Consider the following 16,903-nt stretch of genomic DNA (forward strand, 5'->3'; position numbering starts at 1 on the left):
GGTTGCGGCGCAGAGCCACAAGGAGAACTGACATGACCACCGACACCACCAACAGCCCCGCCTTCATGCTCTATCGGGTCGATGGCAACGGCCCCGAAGCCCGCTGGACCAAGATCGGCGCGGCATGGCCGAACCGTGACGGGAAGGGCTTCAACATCCTCTGCGACGCCGTTCCCCTGCAAGGCCGGATCGTCATGCGGGAATACACACCGAAGCCCAAGGACGCCGCACCGGAAGCGGCACCCGCCGCCAAACCGGCAGCGCGGAAAGCTGGGGGGCGATAAGCCTCCCGGCCCATCCGGCTTCTATTTTCCGGCAAGCCAGCGCGCGAAGCGGGCAAGCAGCCCAGGGCGCGCCGGCTCCGCCTTTGGCTGCGTCGGGATCGAAGCAGGCGGCTCGCCCTTATAGTGCAGATCCTTGCGCTCGCGGTCGAGCAGTCGGCCAAGCTCGATACGCTCGCGCGACCAGCGATCCGCCCAATGCACCCGCCCGCCATCAAGGATGTAATGCGACTGGCACGCGAAGCTCCAGTTGCCAATGGACGGGCTGATCGAGACGGTTTCCCCGTTGAACTTCATCGACCAATCGCGCGGCGAAAACCGCGTATAGACCTCGCTTCCGCAGCCGCAGAAGCAGCGGTGCGCCGCCGTGCCGAACTCCACCGAGACATAGAGAATGCCGTCATCGAGCTTGTCGGGAAAGGCTTTGACGAACTTGTGGCTATAGGCCGCACGGCTCATGTCTTGTCCTCATTGGTGATGACGTTGCCGCTGACGGCGAAATTCGCGTGATGCTCTACCTTTGGGTCCATCCTGTAGAAGCCAAAAAGCTTCTTCCAACGGATGACGGCAAGCGCGGCATTGAGCGCGTTCAGATCGGCGATCTGAATGTTCTTCGCGTAAATATTGTCCTTGCCGCCGTCCTTGAAGGAAATGCGGCGGTTGTCGCGCACATGGTCGCGCTGATCCGGTGTGCTGGTGGTGACGCGCACCAGCCCCGTCAGGCCATCGTCGATCAGCTCGATCCCCATGCCGACATCGACGAAGGGCACACCCTGCTGTTCGAGATATTCCACGAGCAGCCGCTTGGGCGTGCCGGGGTCCATGCAGATGAACGCGAAGTCGAGCGCGCCTATCTTATCGATCGTATCCGCCACAATGGCGAAAGCGTGTGGAACGATGCCACGGTGCATCTTGGAATAGATGCCCGCGAGGTAATCCACCTTCTTGGGCAGCTCCCTGAGCTGTTCGGCGGACGGCGCACCCGGCGCACGGAAAGCATTGTGCTGGAGAAAGGTGTCGCCATCGAAAATGGCAATCTCGCGCACCGGCGTCTTGGCCACGAGGTCGAGAACATAGGAGCCGGTGCCGCCGACCCCGAAAATCCCGATCCGCGCGAGTTCGAGCTTGCGCATCACATTGGTAATGCCGACGCGCCCCGATGCCGTATCGGGATAGTGAAACGGCGATTGCGGATCGTCGCTCTCCACGAAGCGATGCGTCCGCGCCGTGACGTTCGGATCAAGCTCGCGCGCATGACGCTCGATCATGTCCACATAGGTCGTCATCTTGTGGTGATAATCACGATAGCCCGCGCTCGGCTTCTTCGAGAACGAATGGTTCACGGTGAGGCCAGGGCCGAGCACCTTATCACCGCTGGCGTGGCGCATGTGCTCCAGCGGCTTGCCGCCGCTGTCGCAGGGATGTTCGCCAGCCCACATGGCAACGTGTTTCCCGTTCGTGATCGGGGAAACAGTGATGTCGCCGGAAATATTACTCATGTCCGACACCAGCGTGCCGAGACGAACCTCACCCTTGCTGTTCACATAGGGCACGCCGGAAATGACGATATGGCCGTGCAGGATGGCCAGTTCATAGCCATCCTGCACGAGACGGGCGAGGTCGGGATTACGACTTGTCAGTGGCGGTGACATCGAAAATCATGTCCTTCTTGATGCGCGTCGAACCGCCCGGCTGGAGCGTGCCTTCCTTGTCGGGACCGGGGCCGTCGCGATAGGCGACGGTGATCTCGATATTCGCGCCGGTCGGCGGGTTCTCGAACGCGAGAGCGACAATCTGGTCGTAGGTCACGACCTTGCCCTCGACTTCCTTTTCGCGGGTGTTGACGATGATCGTCGTCTTGCTGTGCCCGCCCTGACCATGATCGTCGTCATGGCCGTTACCATTGCCCTGCCCGTTGCCCTGGCCAGGGTTATCATTTTTGTTGCTATTCATGCTCAACTCCGATTCTTGATATAGGTATAAAAAATACCTCTACTCCGAACAAAGTCTCACATTGCCATTTGGGTGTCAAGGACATAAAATGCGCCTACACCGAACAACCGGACAGGAGCCCCCGCTTGCCGAACATCCTTGGAGAGAAGATCCGCAAACTGCGGAAAGAAAAGGGCTATACCCTCGACAAGCTCGCCGAGCTGAGCGAGTCCAGCAAAAGCTATATCTGGGAGCTGGAGAACAAGAACCCGCCCCGGCCCTCGGCCGAAAAGCTCGCCAAGATCGCCGAGAAGCTCGATACCACCATCGAGTTCCTGCTCGATGAAGGCGAGGAGGTGAGCAAGGAAGAAGCCGCCGACGCGCAGTTTTATCGTCAGTATCGCAAGATGGATTCCGCCACCAAAGATAAGATCAGGCAGATGGTGAAACTGTGGGGCGATGACGCATGACGGAAAACTTCTCGCCGCAGCGCTGGGCGAACACGCTGACGCTGTTGCTCAACAGCGTCCACGGCGCGGCGGACGAGAGATTCCCGGTATCCGTGCCGGAACTGGCGAAGGAATATTCGCGCAACCGCTTCCCCGACGATCCCGTCTCGCTCGTCATGGGCGACAACCTGCCGACTTTCGACGGGGCGCTCTACAAAGCGCCGCCCGGCAAGAAAGGCTGGGGCATCATCTATAACAGCGCGATCGCGTCACCTGGCCGCATCAACTTCACGATCGCGCATGAGTTCGGCCATTACCTCTTGCACCGGCTCCGGTTCCCCGACGGCCTTGAGTGCGGCCAGCAGGACATGATGCGCTGGGACAGCGAGTATCGGCAGATCGAGGCGCAGGCCAATGACTTCGCGGCCAGCCTGCTCATGCCGCTCGATGATTTTCGCCGCCAGATCGACGGACGCGCCAAACCGACCCTTGATGATATTGGCGGCTGTGCGGAACGCTACGGCGTCTCGCTGGTCGCGGCTTCGCTGCGCTGGCTGCAATATACCGAACGCCGCTCGGTCTTGGTGGTGTCGCGCGACGGCTTCATCCTGTGGGCGCGCTCCAGCCCTGCGGCTTTGCGCACCGGAGCTTATTTCAAGACCGTGGGACGCTCGCCGATCCCCTTGCCCGCCACATCGCTCGCCGCACAGCCGGACTTGCTGGAGCGGAGCCGGGGACAGGTGGCGCATGATGGTGATGTCTGGTTCGCCGAACCCTGCGAGGAAATCGCCCTCGCCTCGGATCAATATGACTTCACCATTTCCCTGCTGCATCTTGAACCCGTCATTCGCCTGAGCTGCTTTGACGAGGCCGAGGAGGACGAGGACGCCTTCGACGTGATGAGCCGCCGCCTGACCGGCAGACGCTAGGTTTCCCGCGCCTTTGCGGTGAATAGCCGCCCTATTCGCCGCAGGATATGCGGTGATTAGAGATGGAGGGTTTATGGATGGCGCGAAACGCTAAGTGAGACTTAGCGTTTTGGTGGAATTATAAACTCGACAGTGGTTTGCGGATCTGCCAAAATGCTAAGCATGGCTAAGCGTTTTGACAGCAAGTTAAACCGACTCCAGCAGGAACTCCCCGAGGGTTTGCTTGCCGATGCCGCGTGGATGCAAGCTCACGGCTATTCATCGGCCCTGCGCAGCCAATATGTCCGCGCCGGTTGGCTCGATAGCCCCACGCGGCGTGTCTATCGCCGCTCGCGTAGCCCCCTAACATGGCAGCAAGTCGTTATCTCGCTTCAAAGCGTGCTCGACCTGTCGCTCGCCGTTGGCGGGCGCACCGCGCTCGAACAGCAGGGCTATGCTCATTATTTGTCGGCGGCGGTGCGGGAAGTGCACCTTTACGGGACGAAGCATCCGCCGACCTGGCTGGCCAGCCTGCCGCTCGACGTGGCCTTTCGCTGGCACAACAGCCTGCGCCTGTTTCCCGGCGATGCCGATGCACCGCCCGAACCCGCGCCAGTCATGGTCAGCGCCGCCGGTCTGACCCTGCCCATCCGCTATTCCAGCAAGGAACGCGCCGTCCTCGAATTGCTCGACGAACTGCCCGAGCATGAGAGCTTCCATCAGGTCGATGCCCTGATGGAAGGCTTGAGCGATTTGAGCCCGCGCCGCCTGCAAACGCTCCTTGAGGCTTGCGCCAGCGTGAAGGTGAAGCGGCTCTTTCTGTTCTTCGCCGACCGTCACCGCCATGCGTGGCTATCCCGCCTCGACACGTCCCGCGTCGATCTCGGCGCGGGCAAGCGCGTCCTCGTCAAAGGCGGTAAGCTCGACCCCCGCTACAATATCACCGTTCCCGCCGATCTTGAGGCGCATTGATCGTCATGGCTTTTCTCGACACCTACCGACAGCAGGTCGCACTTCTTATCCGCACGCTTCCCTTCGTGGCGGAGGAGAAGATATTTGCCCTCAAAGGCGGCACCGCCATCAACCTGTTCGTGCGCGACCTGCCGCGTCTCTCGGTGGACATCGACCTGACCTATCTGCCGGTCGAGGATCGCGCCGCTTCGCTTGCCGCGATCGACGCCGCCATGCTGCGCATCAAGGAGCGGATCGAAAAGGGAATAAAGGGAAGCCGGGTCAATGTCTCGCGCTCGGCTGACGAGAAGATCATCACCAAGCTGATCGTCCGCGCTGACGATGTGCAAATCAAGATTGAGGTGACGCCGGTGCTGCGCGGCACCGTTTACGATCCCGTTGTGACGGGGGTGACGCCCGCCGTCGAAGATGCCTTCGGCTTTGCCGAAATACAAGTCGTGTCCTTCGCCGACCTCTACGCAGGCAAGATCGTGGCGGCGCTTGACCGCCAGCATCCCCGCGACCTCTTTGACGTGCGCGACCTGCTGGCAAACGAGGCCGTGACGGACGAATTGCGCCGCGCCTTCCTCGTCTATCTTGCCAGTCATAACCGCCCGATGGCCGAAGTCCTGGCCCCGACCCGCAAGCCGCTCGGCGACGAGTTCGAGCGCGGTTTCGCCGGAATGACGCAGGAGCCGGTCGCGCTTGCCGAGCTTGAAGCCGCGCGCGAGACGATCATCGCCGCGATGGTCGATGATATGCCCGACGATCACCGTCATTTTCTGCTCGGCTTCAAGCGGGGAGAGCCGGACTGGAATCTTCTTGGCATCGCCGACGCGCAGAACCTGCCCGCCGTCCTGTGGAAGCAGCGCAATCTTGGCAAGCTGCCCGACGACAAGCGGCGCGAGCTGACCCACGCGCTTGCGAAAGTGCTGTTCCCCACGCGAGGCGGAAAATGACGGATAGGCTAGGCCCGGACAACGCTATTTGGGATGATGGTGAGTGGGTGAGCTGGGACGAGATCAACCAGCAAATCCAGTATAAGGAATGGCGCGCCCGCTATCCCAACGCCGACCTGTCATTGGTCCCGGTGTTTGAATCGCTGATCGGCACCGCCGAGGAATACTACCATCTCACCGGCAGGCACCTGCAAGTCTATGGCGACATAGGCGAGCTGTATGGCGCGATCACGCACGGCATCAAGCTGCATCGCAATTATGCCAAGGGGTCCGACGGTCGCCTTGGCAACGATTTTGTCGAGATCAAAACCATCACGCCGTTCAAGAACTGCGATACGGTCGAGATCAACCTCGACCGTCATTTCAGCAAAGTCCTGATCGTGAAGATCAACGCCGATTTTGAGGTGCGGGGCAAGCTGCTTGACCGCAAAGCCCTTCCCCAAGGCAAGGTGCGGGGCAATCGCCTGTGTATCGACTGGTCGCTTGTCGAAGCGAAATAACCGGCACGATTCCAATAGCGACAGATTGCGGGCGTCCCCTTCGGGCCGAGCTTTATGGCTTCGCCACTGAACCCGCTTCGCGGTTTCCGCCCATGCGGGTGACAATCCCTGACGCGGAATAGGGCGGCTTCGCTCGCCCAATATTGAGCGCCGCTGGGGGCGCGCCTTCAACATTTGATCGAGGAAGAAAGAGGCGCTGCCTCTCTCTCCCTGCAAGGTGCCGCCTTGGGGCCGTGGCTCGCTGCGCTGCGCCCGCACCACCCCCGGCACCGGACCTTGCCCCCACTCTCTCCGCCCCTCGCCGGGTCGGCAGGGCTCATGCGCGGCATGACCCGCTGCGCGGATTGGAAGGGAGTGAACATCATGACCAAGCAAGACCCTCACAGCCGCATCACGGACCGCATCTTGGCCGAGCTTGAGCAGGGCACTCGCCCCTGGCTCAAACCATGGAGCGGCGGCGACATGGCCGCATCGGGCCAGTCCCGCCCCTTGCGCGCCACCGGCCAGCCCTATCGCGGGATCAATGTGCTGCTATTGTGGATCGAGGCGCAGGCGTCCGGTTTCGTCAGCCCTTCATGGATGACCTATAAGCAGGCGCAAGCCTTGGGCGCGCAGGTGCGCAAGGGCGAGCATGGCGCAACCGTGGTTTACTATGGCGACAGCAGCAAGACCGTGCGGGACGAGGACAGCGGCGAGGACCGGGAACAGGCGTTCCGATTTCTGAAAACCTATACCGTGTTCAACGTGGCGCAGATCGACGGATTGCCCGAGCGGTTCCATATCGTGCCGGCACCCGCGCCGGAGGTGGAGCGCATTGAAGCGGCGGAGGTGTTCTTTGCCAGCATTCCCGCGACCGTGAGCCACGGCGGTGACAAGGCATATTATATCCCGTCAGCCAACCGCATCCAGCTTCCGCCCTTCGCGGCCTTCCACGACGTGCACGGATATTACACCACGAGAGGCCATGAAACCGTGCATTGGACTCGCCACGCGAGCCGCCTTGATCGCAACTTTGGCCGCGAGAAATGGGGGGATGAAGGCTATGCGCGCGAGGAGCTTGTTGCCGAGCTGGGCTCCGCTTTCCTTGCCGCCGACCTTGGGCTTTGCATCGAGCCGCGCCCCGATCATGCCAGCTACATCGCGAGCTGGATCAAGGTGCTGCAAAACGACACGCGGGCCATCGTGCAGGCCGCCGCCCATGCCGAGCGCGCCGTAGCCTATCTTCATCAACTGGCGAACCACGAGGAGGTGAAAGAGGCGGCATAGCCGCCGATCGGCGAGGCCGCCCCGGACAGGGGGCGGCCACTTCGTTTGCCCACCCACCCGACCCCGTGCGCAGGCCGCTCCCGTCGGTCGCGGCCTGAAGTCCTTTTCCTTGCCTGCTAAACTTTCGCCACTGCGTCCGGTCTGGCTCAAAGCAGGGTATTGTGGCCGCTGCGTCAATTTCCGACTTCTAGGGGACGCCGTGTCGCAGGAACGGGTCGCGATAGCTCTTGCTAATGGTCGGCGATTGCTCGAAGATTCGCAGGTCTATGCGCACCGACATTGATCATCTTCCTGCCGCGAAGCAGCGCGAGCTTGAGCGCATCGTCGCGATCATCTTCGACGAATTTGGTACGGCGACGGAAAATGCGACCGGCGCGCGCAAGGGCGCGCGCATACTCAAGATTATCCTGTTCGGCAGCTATGCGCGCGGCGACTGGGTTGATGCGCCGACGTCGGCGAACCAGTATAAATCCGATTATGATATTCTCGTCATCGTCAGCCAGAAGGAGTTGACCGACCGCGCCGCCTATTGGATGAAGGCCGAAGAAAGGCTGATCCGCGCCTACACGATCGAGAAGACCCTGCGCACGCCGGTCAACTTCATCGTCCATTCGCTGCACGAAGTGAACGACGGGCTTGCCCATGGCCGCGTCTTCTTCATGGAGGTCATCAAGGACGGGATCGCGCTCTACGAGGCGGACGGTCGGGAATTGGCGACGCCCAAACCGAAGGCGCCGGAACAGGCCTTGGCGGCAGCTCGGGAGTATTTCGAGGACGGGTTTCCTTCCGCGATGAAACGGTACGAATTTGCCAAGTTTGGCATTGGCAAGGGGTTTCTGAAAGATTCGGCGTTCGACATGCACCAAACTGTCGAGAGACTATATTCCTGCCTATTGCTCACGCTGACCTTCTACACGCCGTACAACCACAATATCGCGTTCCTGCGCTCGCTCGCAGAAGGGTTGGACCGCCGCCTCTACGGCATCTGGCCCGAGACCAATCGCCGCGAGCGGGCGATGTTCCAGAAATTGAAGGAAGCGTACACGAAGGCCAGGTATTCAAAACATTACCGGATAAGCGAAGATGAGCTGACTTGGCTCAGCGAGCGCGTCGAGGAACTCGGCCGCGTCGTTCATCAGGTCTGCACCGACCGGATCGCTGAACTCGAAGAGGCGGCGGCGTCCGAATAGCTGCCCCGGCTTGCCGGGACTCACCGATTCTGACATAATCCCGCCCACGGGATGGAGTGACTGGCGGCCATCCCGAGGATCATCCTGCCAGCATCATGCAGGTCCGGCCGAGGTCGGGCAGTTGCTGTAGACCGCATTGGCGGCGCGCAGCGGACACCGCTTGCACATCCGCGCACGATTGTGCGGACCGCCGCTGTGCGAGCTGCAAATGACACTCCCAAAACCGAAGGACTTCTACGCGCGCGAAGTCGTGATGACGCGCGTCGACCATCTCATCCGCCGCAAGCAGGGCGAGATCGAGCGCATCACGCGTATCCTGCGCGCCTTCTTCGATCCCGATGCCGTGCAGGCTCCCGAGCCGGGGCAGATACGGCGGATCATCCTGATCGGCCCCTATGCCCGGAGAAGCTGGTATGAAGACGAGAAGACGATCCACTTCTCCGATTACCAATTGTGGATTGTCGTCGACCATCCGCTGTTCAAGGAAGAGGAGTGCTGGACCCGCGCCCGCGCGGTCATCGACAGCGAGCTTGGCGACCGCTGCGCCGTCAGTCTCGAACTCTATTCCCGAGCGGACATCCGGATCGCCAAGGCCGAGCGCGATACCTTCATCCTCGATCGGATCGAGGCGGGCATCACCCTCTACCGGGCTTCGCGTGATGCCCCGCTAAACGAGCGCGAACGCAAGGGAGCGCGGTCATGACCGCGCCCGCTTCGCCCGCTGCCTTCGAGCACTTCTATCGCACCGAGTATCGGCACCTGCTGCGCAAGCTCCGGCGCCGGGTCGGCGCCAACGAGGCATCCGACCTGGTGCAGGAGGTGTTTGCGCGCTTTCTGCGCAGCGAGGCGCTGGGCCGCGTGGAAAACCCGACCGCCTATCTGTCGCGGATTACCCGCAACCTGCTGATCGATCGCGCGCGCCGGAAACGGCACGGCATGCCGATCTTCTTTCCCTTCGACGACGAGCGCGACGCGTCGTCGCGTGCCGACCAGACATGGCGGATCGAAGCGATCGACCTGTTCCGCCTCTATCGGCAGACCGTTCGCGCCATGCCGCCGAAGACGCGGCGGGTCTTTGTCATGCGCCGGGTGAAGCGCATGACCTACAAGGAGATCGCGGCGAGGCTCGATATCAGCATCGCGACCGTCGATTACCATATGGTGCAGGCCCTCGCGCGCTGCCGCGCTGCGGTTGCAGCACAATGGTGATCGGCGCATATGTCGGGTGCGAGCGCGCCGCCGACGTTCGAGAACAGGCGGAAACTTGTGCCTTGCCCGGTTCGGGGACTGATTTCGCGGCCTTCTATCGCGCTGAGCGAGGGTGGTTGTTCCATTATTTCCGGAGGAGGATCGGGCGTGATGCCGCGCCCGATCTTGTGCAGGAAGCTTTCACGCGGTTGCTTCGCAGTGGCGCGTTCGATCGGGTCGAATATCCGCGCCCCTATCTGGCGCGAATAGCGCACAATCTTCTGATCGAGCGAGCGCGCAAGATTATGCGCGAGGGAGGCACCGCCTGTCAGTTCGACGAAACCTGCGATGCACCCGTGGCGCCCGAGCAGGAACGGCATGTCGAAGCAATGGAATTGCGGAGGACCTACCGGCGCGCGCTTCGCCCCCTGTCGCGAAAGACCCGGCGCATCTTCCTGATGCACCGCCTGCGCGGCATGACATATCGGAATATCGCCGACGAACTTGGGATCAGCAACAAGGCCGTTGAGAAGCATATCGGACGCGCACTCGCACGGTGTCGCAGAGTCGCGCTCGCGCATCGGGAATAGCATCGCGCATCCACTACTGCGTAATGCTCTTGGGAGTCGGTTCGATTACTTCTGAAGGAAAAAATTCTCGGGGCCTAAGTGGGGGCACCCGAAGGCCGCGCTTAGATACATCTATTTGTAATTAAACTCAAAATCTTGATCTATTCGATTCCGGCTCGGCCTCCAACAACATTTCCCCAAAATATCATGGCACCCTCGTACAGGGGATAGCGTCTTTCCCGACGGCAAGCTGACGGCGGGGGCCTTCATCGCAGTTTCGGAACGGTGGCCGCAACGACAAAGGGCCGCCCCTTGCGGGACAGCCCTTCCATTGTCGTGCCTGTCGCGGACAGCTTAGCCGAGCTTGACCCCCGCGAGGACGGTCATGCTCAAATCTGCCGCATGCGGCGTGGGACAATGAGACATTCGACCACCTCCTTTCGCTTGTTGACGATGATTGCAATCTAGGGTTTTCCGCGATCGATTCAAGAGACGGCGAAAGGCGGGCCTTGCCCTCGGTACCTCACGGCGGGAAAGAAGCTTCCCGGAACTCGACGGAAGGACAAGTCATGGCCCACGGAACCGCCCGCATCGGCAAGGATCATTATCGCACCGAGATCGAGGTCAGCGGCCACGCGCTGGTCGGCGACGAGGGACCGGGGCTCGGCGGGCAGAATCTGGGTCCGGCACCCTATGATTTTCTGCTTGCCGGACTCGGCGCCTGCACCGCGATTACACTGCGCATGTACGCCGACCGCAAGGAGTGGCCGCTCGAATCGGTCGAGGTCGGGCTGAAGCTCGTCAGCAAGGACGGGCTGCGGATCGACCGCGTGCTGACGATCGCCGGACTCGACGAAGCGCAAAAGGCGCGGCTCGCCGACATTGCCGAGCGGACGCCGGTGACGCTGACGCTGAAGGGCGGGCTGCCGATCGATACGCGCCTCGGCTAGGATCCTGACTCTCACCGGCGCAGCACTGGACATTTTTTCCCACCTCACTTATATACCAGCCGTTATGGAAATCGAAACCGCCCCTGCCGCCGCCCCGCACAAGGGTCGCCCGCGCGAATTTTGCGTCGATGCGGCGCTGGCGGCGGCGCTGCGCGTCTTCTGGTCGAAGGGCTATGAAGGCGCCTCGATGGCCGATTTGACCGAGGCGATGGGGATTACCAAGCCCAGCCTCTATGCCGCCTTCGGCAACAAGGAGGCTCTCTTCAACAAGGCGCTTGACCTTTATGAGCGCGAAAAGGCCGACTATATGCGCGCCGCGCTCGACGCGCCGACCGCGCGCGGGGTCGCGGAGCGGCTGATGTACGGCGCGCTCGACATGTACACCTGCCCCGAGAATCCGAACGGGTGTCTCGGCGTGATCACTTCGGTCGCGTGCGGCGCGGAGGCGGAGTGCATCCGCGAGGCGGTGCTCGAACGCGGCGCGGCGGCGAAGCGCGCGATGCTCGAACGCTTTGCGCGTGCCAAGGAAGAGGGCGACTTTCCGCCCGACACCGACGCCGAAGGGCTGGCGGCCTTTCTGACCGCGGTCAATCAGGGCATGTCGGTGCAGGCGGGCGCGGGCGCGACGCGCGCCGAGCTCGAACGGCTGGTCGAAACCAGCCTGAAGCTGTGGCCGGGGCGTTGATCTGAGAATTGCGCCGCCGAAAAACCGACACCCACTTCTTCGGTAAAGGCTTCGAAAGAAAAATTTTACTGCCCGGTACAGAATGCGCTTGACGCAGCGCAACATAACTTATATACCACTCAGTATACAAAAGGGGCTCTCCCCCGGGACCGGCCGCCGCCTGGCAAAAACCATGTGGCGGCCGGAAGTTTCACCATCGAATATTTTCCCGGGAGCGAGTCCTGTTCCGGCCGGACGCCCGGTGGCGTTTGCCCGCAAGATATAAACAGGGACCCCGCGCGCGCAGGGGATGCGTGTGACGGGACGGAGCGGTCCTCCTCTTCGAAGAGGCGCTCCGGCAACAAGGACCATGTGTGACACCAGCCGGGGGCATGCGCTTCCGGCATCGGCCGCCTGCGCCTCCTCTCCCCTCCCCCGGGGCGCAGGCAGCCGAAACCAACGAAAAGAAGAGGGCTATCCATGACCGTCCACACACCGATCGAAAAGCTCGACCCCGCCGATGCGAAGGTCCGCCGCGAACTCAAGACCCTCCTCCATCCCGCGCGCGGCCGGCGTGCCGCGTGGATCGGCGCGTTCCTCGTGCTGGTCGTCGGCGCCTGGTGGCTGCTTCGCGACGGCGCGCCGCCGGCGGCCGCCGCGCCCGCGCCGGTGCTCACCGTCGCCGCACCGATCGCGCGCGACGTGACCCTTTGGGATGAATATATCGGCCGCTTCGAAGCGTCGAAGGCGGTCGAGGTGCGTCCGCGCGTCTCGGGCGCAATCACCGCGATCCACTTCACCGACGGCCAGATCGTGCGCAAGGGCCAGCCGCTCTTCACCATCGACCCGCGTCCCTATCGCGCCGCGCTCGCCGAAGCGCGCGCGTCGGCGGCGAGCGCGCGGAGCGACCTGGCGCTCGCAAGGCTCGAGCTCGACCGCGCCAGCCGCCTCGTCGATATCGAGGCGGTGTCGCAGAGCGAGATCGACCGGCTCCGGGCAACGGTCAATGCGGCGACCGCGGCGCTCGCGGGGGCCGACGCCCGCATCGCGGCGCGCTCGCTCGATGTCGAATTCACCACCGTGCGCGCGCCCTTGAGCGGCCGCATCGCGGATCGCCGGATCGACGCGGGTAACCTCGTATCGGCGGGCGATGCCGGCGGTACCCTGCTCACGACGATCAACGCGCTCGATCCGATCTATTTCACCTTCCAGGGGTCGGAGGCGCTGTTCCTCAAGACCAAGCGCGAAGGGGGCCAGAAGGGCGCCGACGTCGAAGTCCGGCTGCAGGACGAAAATGACTATCGCTGGAAGGGCCGGATCGACTTCACCGACAATGGCCTCGATCCACGCTCGGGCACGATTCGTGCGCGCGGCCGCTTCGACAATCCCGAGATGTTCCTGACCCCGGGCATGTTCGGCAACATGCGCCTGTCGACGGGCCAGACGGCGCGCGCGCTGCTCGTCCCCGCCGCCGCGGTGCAGACCGATCAGGCGCGCAAGATCGTCTATGTCGTCGGTAAGGACGGCATGGTCGCGGCGAAGCCGGTCGAGATCGGCCCCGAAGTCGACGGGCTGCGCGTCATCCGTTCGGGCCTGACGCCCGCCGACCAGGTCGTCATCAACGGCTATCAGTTCGCACGGCCCGGTACCAAGGCGGTGACCAAGGCGGGCAAGATCGCCGCCGACGCGCCTGACAAGACGCCCGCGGGTCCGAACGAACCGGTGTCGGCGCAGGCGACGTTCGCGAAGTGACTCAACTCCCCTCCCGCTTGCGGGAGGGGTTGGGGGAGGGCCTGTGGTCGCGCCCTCCCCGCTGCGACTAAGCGAGCAAGCTCGCAAGTCTCGCTACCCCTCCCGCACGCGGGAGGGGTGACCAGAACAGTTTTCCAGACAGGGGCTCTCCCATGCGCCTATCACGCTTCTTCATCGACCGGCCGATCTTCGCGGCCGTGCTCGCTGTCATCATCACCATCATCGGTGCGGTCGCCTATATCGGGCTGCCCGTGTCGCAATATCCCGACATCGTTCCACCGACGGTGACCGTGACCGCCAACTATCCGGGCGCGTCGGCCGAAACCGTCGCCGACACGGTGGCGGCACCGATCGAGCAGGAAATCAACGGCGTCGACAATATGCTCTATATGAGCAGCCAGTCGACCGGCGACGGTGTCGTCACGATCACCGTCACCTTCAAGATCGGCACCGACCTCGATGCCGCACAGGTGCTGGTGCAGAACCGCGTCGCGATCGCAACCCCGCGCCTGCCCGAAACGGTGCAGCGCCTCGGCGTCGTGACGCGCAAGACGTCGCCCGACTTCCTGATGGTCGTGAACCTCGTCTCTCCCGACAAGTCGCTCGATCGCGCCTATATCTCCAACTACGCGCTGACCCAGCTCCGCGACCGTTTGAGCCGTATCGACGGCGTCGGCGACGTGCGGCTGTTCGGCAGCCGCGACTATGCGATGCGCGTGTGGATCGATCCCGGCCGCGCCGCCGCGCTCGACCTGACCGCGGGCGAGATCGTCGCGGCGCTGCGGCGCGAGAATGTGCAGGTTGCCGCGGGTACGCTCGGCCAGCCCCCCTATGCCAATGGCAGCGACTTCCAGCTCAACGTCGAAACGCAGGGCCGCCTCTCCGATCCCAAGGATTTCGCCAATATCGTCATCCGCAGCGATGCCGACGGACGGCAGGTTCGCGTGTCGGACGTCGCACGCGTCGAGCTCGGCGCGTCGGATTATAACAGCAACACCTATCTCTCGGGCGACCCGACCGTGATCATGGCGGTGTTCCAGCGCCCGGGGTCGAACGCGCTCGCCGCCGCCGAAGCGGTCGAGGCCGAAATGGCGGCTTCGGCAAAGAATTTCCCCAAGGGCCTCGAATATCGCGTCATCTACAACCCCACCGAATTCATCGCCCAGTCGATCGACGCGGTGATGGACACGCTGCTCGAAGCCGTCGTGCTCGTCGTGATCGTGATCCTTGTCTTCCTGCAGAAATGGCGCGCGGCGATCATTCCGGTGCTCGCGATCCCGGTGTCGCTGATCGGCACCTTCGCGGTGCTCGCGGCGGTCGGCTACAGCCTCAACAATTTGTCGCTCTTCGGGCTCGTGCTCGCGATCGGCATCGTCGTCGATGACGCGATCGTCGTCGTTGAGAATGTCGAGCGCAATCTGGAAAAGGGCATGTCGGCGCTCGAAGCCGCGCGCACCTCAATGGACGAGGTGTCGGCGGCATTGGTCGCGATCGTGCTCGTACTCTGCGCGGTGTTCGTCCCGACCCTGTTCCTCACCGGCCTGTCAGGCGCCTTCTATCAGCAGTTCGCGGTGACGATCTCGACCGCGACGATCATCTCGCTGATCCTCTCGCTGACCCTGTCGCCGGCACTCGCGGCGATCCTGCTGCGCGGCCATTCGGCGCCGGCGAACGAGGGCAGGGGCATGCAGATGCTCCGCCGCGCGGGAGACGCGTTCAACCGCGCGTTCGAGCGGATGAGCGACGGCTATGCGCGGCTCACCGCACGGCTGGTGCGCGCGCCCAAAAAGATGATGGTCACCTATGCGGGCCTCATCGCCGCAACCGCCGGGCTGTTCTGGGCGACGCCGACAGGGTTCATTCCGGCGCAGGACCAGGGCTATTTCCTCGTCGTCGCCAAGCTGCCTTCGGGCGCTTCGGTCGAACGCACCGACGAAGTGCTGCAAAAGGTCGCGCGGCGCGTGCTGCCCGTCGACGGTGTGCTCGGGTCGGTGATGCTCGCGGGCTTCGACGGCCCGTCACAGACGCTCGCGCCGAACTCGGCCGCCGCTTACTTCCCGCTCAAATCCTTCGAGGAGCGCAAGAAGCTGGGCGTCAAGTTCGACGACATCATCAACGAGGCGCGCAAGCGCACCGCCGACATCACCGAGGCGCAGATCGTGATCATCCCGCCGCCGCTGATCCAAGGCATCGGCTCGGCGGGCGGCTACCGGATGGTCGTGCAGGATCGCGGCGGCCACGGCTATGCGGCGCTTGCGAACGAGGTGAACAATCTGATCGGCAAGGCGAACCAGACCCCCGGCCTTGCGAACGTCTTCACCTTCTTCGACCCGACCAATCCGCGCGTTTTCGCCGACATCGACCGGGCGAAGGCGAATGCGCTCGGCGTCCCGCCCGAGCGGGTGTTCGAGGCCTTGCAGGTCTATCTCGGCTCGGCTTTCGTGAACGACTTCAACCTGCTCGGCCGCACCTACCGCGTCACCGCGCAGGCCGATGCACCGTTCCGCCAGAGCGTCTCCGATATCGCGAACCTGCGCACGCGGTCCGATTCGGGCGCGATGGTGCCGATCGGGTCGGTCGCGAACTTCGAGGACCGCACGGGGCCGTACCGCGTCACGCGCTACAACCTCTTCCCCGCGGTCGAGATCGACGGCGACACCGCCCCGGGTTCGTCGTCGGGCGCATCGCTGACGACGATGGAAAAGCTCGCGAGCGAGTCGCTCCCGGCGGGTTACGGCACCGAATGGACGGGCATTGCCTTCCAGCAAAAGGCGGCCGCGAACACCGCGGGGATCGTCTTCGCGCTCGCGGTGCTGTTCGTCTTCCTCGTGCTCGCCGCCCAGTATGAAAGCCTCGTGCTGCCATTGGCGATCATCCTGATCGTGCCGATGTGTCTGCTCGCGGCGATGATCGGGGTGAATCTGCGCGGCATGGACAACAACGTCCTGACGCAGATCGGGCTCGTCGTGCTCATCGCGCTTGCGGCGAAAAATGCGATCCTGATCGTCGAATTCGCCAAGCAGGCCGAGGAACAGGACGGGCTGTCGCCGATCGACGCCGCGGTGCGCGCCGCGCGCGACCGTCTGCGCCCGATCCTGATGACGAGCTTTGCCTTCATCCTCGGCGCGGTACCGCTGCTCATCGCGAGCGGGGCGGGCGCGGAACTGCGCCAAGCGCTCGGCACTGCGGTGTTCTTCGGCATGCTCGGGGTGACGGCGTTCGGCCTTATCTTCACGCCGACCTTCTACGTCGTCTGCCGCGCGCTCGGCGACTGGTTCGCCGCGCGGCGCAAGCGCGGAGATGACGACCATGGCACGGCGCTGCCCGTGCCCGCGGAATAAGGA

General features: G+C 63.2%; 18 protein-coding genes. 15 read left to right on the forward strand and 3 right to left on the reverse strand.

The genetic code is table 11. The features are described from left to right. Positions 1 to 32 precede the first annotated feature (32 nt). Entirely contained in the window at positions 33 to 284 is a 252-nt protein-coding gene (locus OVY29_RS18910; protein ID WP_313911912.1) for a hypothetical protein, read from the forward strand. A gap of 21 nt (positions 285 to 305) precedes the next feature. On the opposite strand, the gene OVY29_RS18915 is transcribed toward OVY29_RS18910, so the two are convergent. Genes OVY29_RS18915 through OVY29_RS18925 form a run of 3 tightly spaced genes read right to left on the reverse strand, consistent with a single transcriptional unit; the run spans position 306 to position 2,234 of the window. Then, on the reverse strand, positions 306 to 740 hold the full coding sequence (locus OVY29_RS18915) for a DUF6527 family protein (RefSeq protein ID WP_313911913.1): 435 nt from the start codon (positions 738 to 740) through the stop codon (positions 306 to 308). Continuing rightward, on the reverse strand, positions 737 to 1,933 hold the full coding sequence (locus OVY29_RS18920; RefSeq protein ID WP_313911914.1) for a ThiF family adenylyltransferase: 1,197 nt from the start codon (positions 1,931 to 1,933) through the stop codon (positions 737 to 739). The genes OVY29_RS18915 and OVY29_RS18920 overlap by 4 nt, the downstream gene beginning before the upstream one ends. Next, positions 1,908 to 2,234 (reverse strand): multiubiquitin domain-containing protein, encoded by a 327-nt coding sequence (locus OVY29_RS18925; RefSeq protein WP_313911915.1) that lies wholly within the window; start codon positions 2,232 to 2,234, stop codon positions 1,908 to 1,910. Before OVY29_RS18925 ends, OVY29_RS18920 begins: the two co-directional genes overlap by 26 nt. Before the next feature lie 125 nt (positions 2,235 to 2,359). Between OVY29_RS18925 and OVY29_RS18930 the strand changes: the two genes are divergently transcribed. The 14 genes from OVY29_RS18930 (at position 2,360) to OVY29_RS18995 (ending at position 16,900) form a co-directional block, all read left to right on the forward strand. Then, the gene (locus OVY29_RS18930) at positions 2,360 to 2,683 is read left to right on the forward strand and encodes a helix-turn-helix transcriptional regulator (RefSeq protein ID WP_313911916.1); all 324 of its coding nucleotides are present in this window, start codon (positions 2,360 to 2,362) and stop codon (positions 2,681 to 2,683) included. Beyond that, positions 2,680 to 3,591, forward strand: a complete 912-nt coding sequence (locus OVY29_RS18935) for an ImmA/IrrE family metallo-endopeptidase (protein WP_313911917.1) — start codon at positions 2,680 to 2,682, stop codon at positions 3,589 to 3,591. The genes OVY29_RS18930 and OVY29_RS18935 overlap by 4 nt, the downstream gene beginning before the upstream one ends. 162 nt (positions 3,592 to 3,753) lie before the next feature. Then, positions 3,754 to 4,542 carry a type IV toxin-antitoxin system AbiEi family antitoxin domain-containing protein gene (locus tag OVY29_RS18940; protein WP_313911918.1) on the forward strand — a complete coding sequence of 263 codons (789 nt, stop codon included), beginning with the start codon at positions 3,754 to 3,756 and terminating at the stop codon, positions 4,540 to 4,542. 5 nt (positions 4,543 to 4,547) lie between these two features. Continuing rightward, positions 4,548 to 5,480 carry a nucleotidyl transferase AbiEii/AbiGii toxin family protein gene (locus OVY29_RS18945; protein WP_313911919.1) on the forward strand — a complete coding sequence of 311 codons (933 nt, stop codon included), beginning with the start codon at positions 4,548 to 4,550 and terminating at the stop codon, positions 5,478 to 5,480. Continuing rightward, positions 5,477 to 5,980, forward strand: coding sequence for a hypothetical protein (locus OVY29_RS18950; protein ID WP_313911920.1), 504 nt, complete (start codon positions 5,477 to 5,479; stop codon positions 5,978 to 5,980). Before OVY29_RS18945 ends, OVY29_RS18950 begins: the two co-directional genes overlap by 4 nt. Positions 5,981 to 6,343: 363 nt before the next feature. Continuing rightward, positions 6,344 to 7,246 carry a zincin-like metallopeptidase domain-containing protein gene (locus OVY29_RS18955; RefSeq protein ID WP_313911921.1) on the forward strand — a complete coding sequence of 301 codons (903 nt, stop codon included), beginning with the start codon at positions 6,344 to 6,346 and terminating at the stop codon, positions 7,244 to 7,246. Between the two features lie 266 nt (positions 7,247 to 7,512). Further along, the gene (locus OVY29_RS18960) at positions 7,513 to 8,436 is read left to right on the forward strand and encodes a HEPN domain-containing protein (RefSeq protein WP_313911922.1); all 924 of its coding nucleotides are present in this window, start codon (positions 7,513 to 7,515) and stop codon (positions 8,434 to 8,436) included. A gap of 208 nt (positions 8,437 to 8,644) precedes the next feature. Then, complete coding sequence (locus OVY29_RS18965) at positions 8,645 to 9,139, forward strand: hypothetical protein (RefSeq protein ID WP_313911923.1); 495 nt, start codon at positions 8,645 to 8,647, stop codon at positions 9,137 to 9,139. Next, on the forward strand, positions 9,136 to 9,645 hold the full coding sequence (locus OVY29_RS18970) for a sigma-70 family RNA polymerase sigma factor (protein WP_313911924.1): 510 nt from the start codon (positions 9,136 to 9,138) through the stop codon (positions 9,643 to 9,645). The genes OVY29_RS18965 and OVY29_RS18970 overlap by 4 nt, the downstream gene beginning before the upstream one ends. Next, positions 9,639 to 10,214, forward strand: a complete 576-nt coding sequence (locus OVY29_RS18975; RefSeq protein ID WP_313911925.1) for an RNA polymerase sigma factor — start codon at positions 9,639 to 9,641, stop codon at positions 10,212 to 10,214. The genes OVY29_RS18970 and OVY29_RS18975 overlap by 7 nt, the downstream gene beginning before the upstream one ends. Positions 10,215 to 10,762: 548 nt before the next feature. Next, positions 10,763 to 11,143 carry an OsmC family protein gene (locus tag OVY29_RS18980; protein WP_037553740.1) on the forward strand — a complete coding sequence of 127 codons (381 nt, stop codon included), beginning with the start codon at positions 10,763 to 10,765 and terminating at the stop codon, positions 11,141 to 11,143. A 64-nt stretch (positions 11,144 to 11,207) separates the two neighbouring features. Further along, positions 11,208 to 11,828 carry a TetR/AcrR family transcriptional regulator gene (locus tag OVY29_RS18985; protein WP_052182017.1) on the forward strand — a complete coding sequence of 207 codons (621 nt, stop codon included), beginning with the start codon at positions 11,208 to 11,210 and terminating at the stop codon, positions 11,826 to 11,828. Positions 11,829 to 12,287: 459 nt separating this feature from the next. Further along, positions 12,288 to 13,559, forward strand: coding sequence for an efflux RND transporter periplasmic adaptor subunit (locus OVY29_RS18990; RefSeq protein WP_037553738.1), 1,272 nt, complete (start codon positions 12,288 to 12,290; stop codon positions 13,557 to 13,559). Between the two features lie 152 nt (positions 13,560 to 13,711). Continuing rightward, entirely contained in the window at positions 13,712 to 16,900 is a 3,189-nt protein-coding gene (locus OVY29_RS18995) for a multidrug efflux RND transporter permease subunit (protein WP_313911926.1), read from the forward strand. Positions 16,901 to 16,903 lie beyond the last annotated feature (3 nt).

Origin of the sequence: Sphingopyxis sp. SE2 (genome assembly GCF_032227185.1) — a bacterium.
Classification (GTDB): domain Bacteria; phylum Pseudomonadota; class Alphaproteobacteria; order Sphingomonadales; family Sphingomonadaceae; genus Sphingopyxis.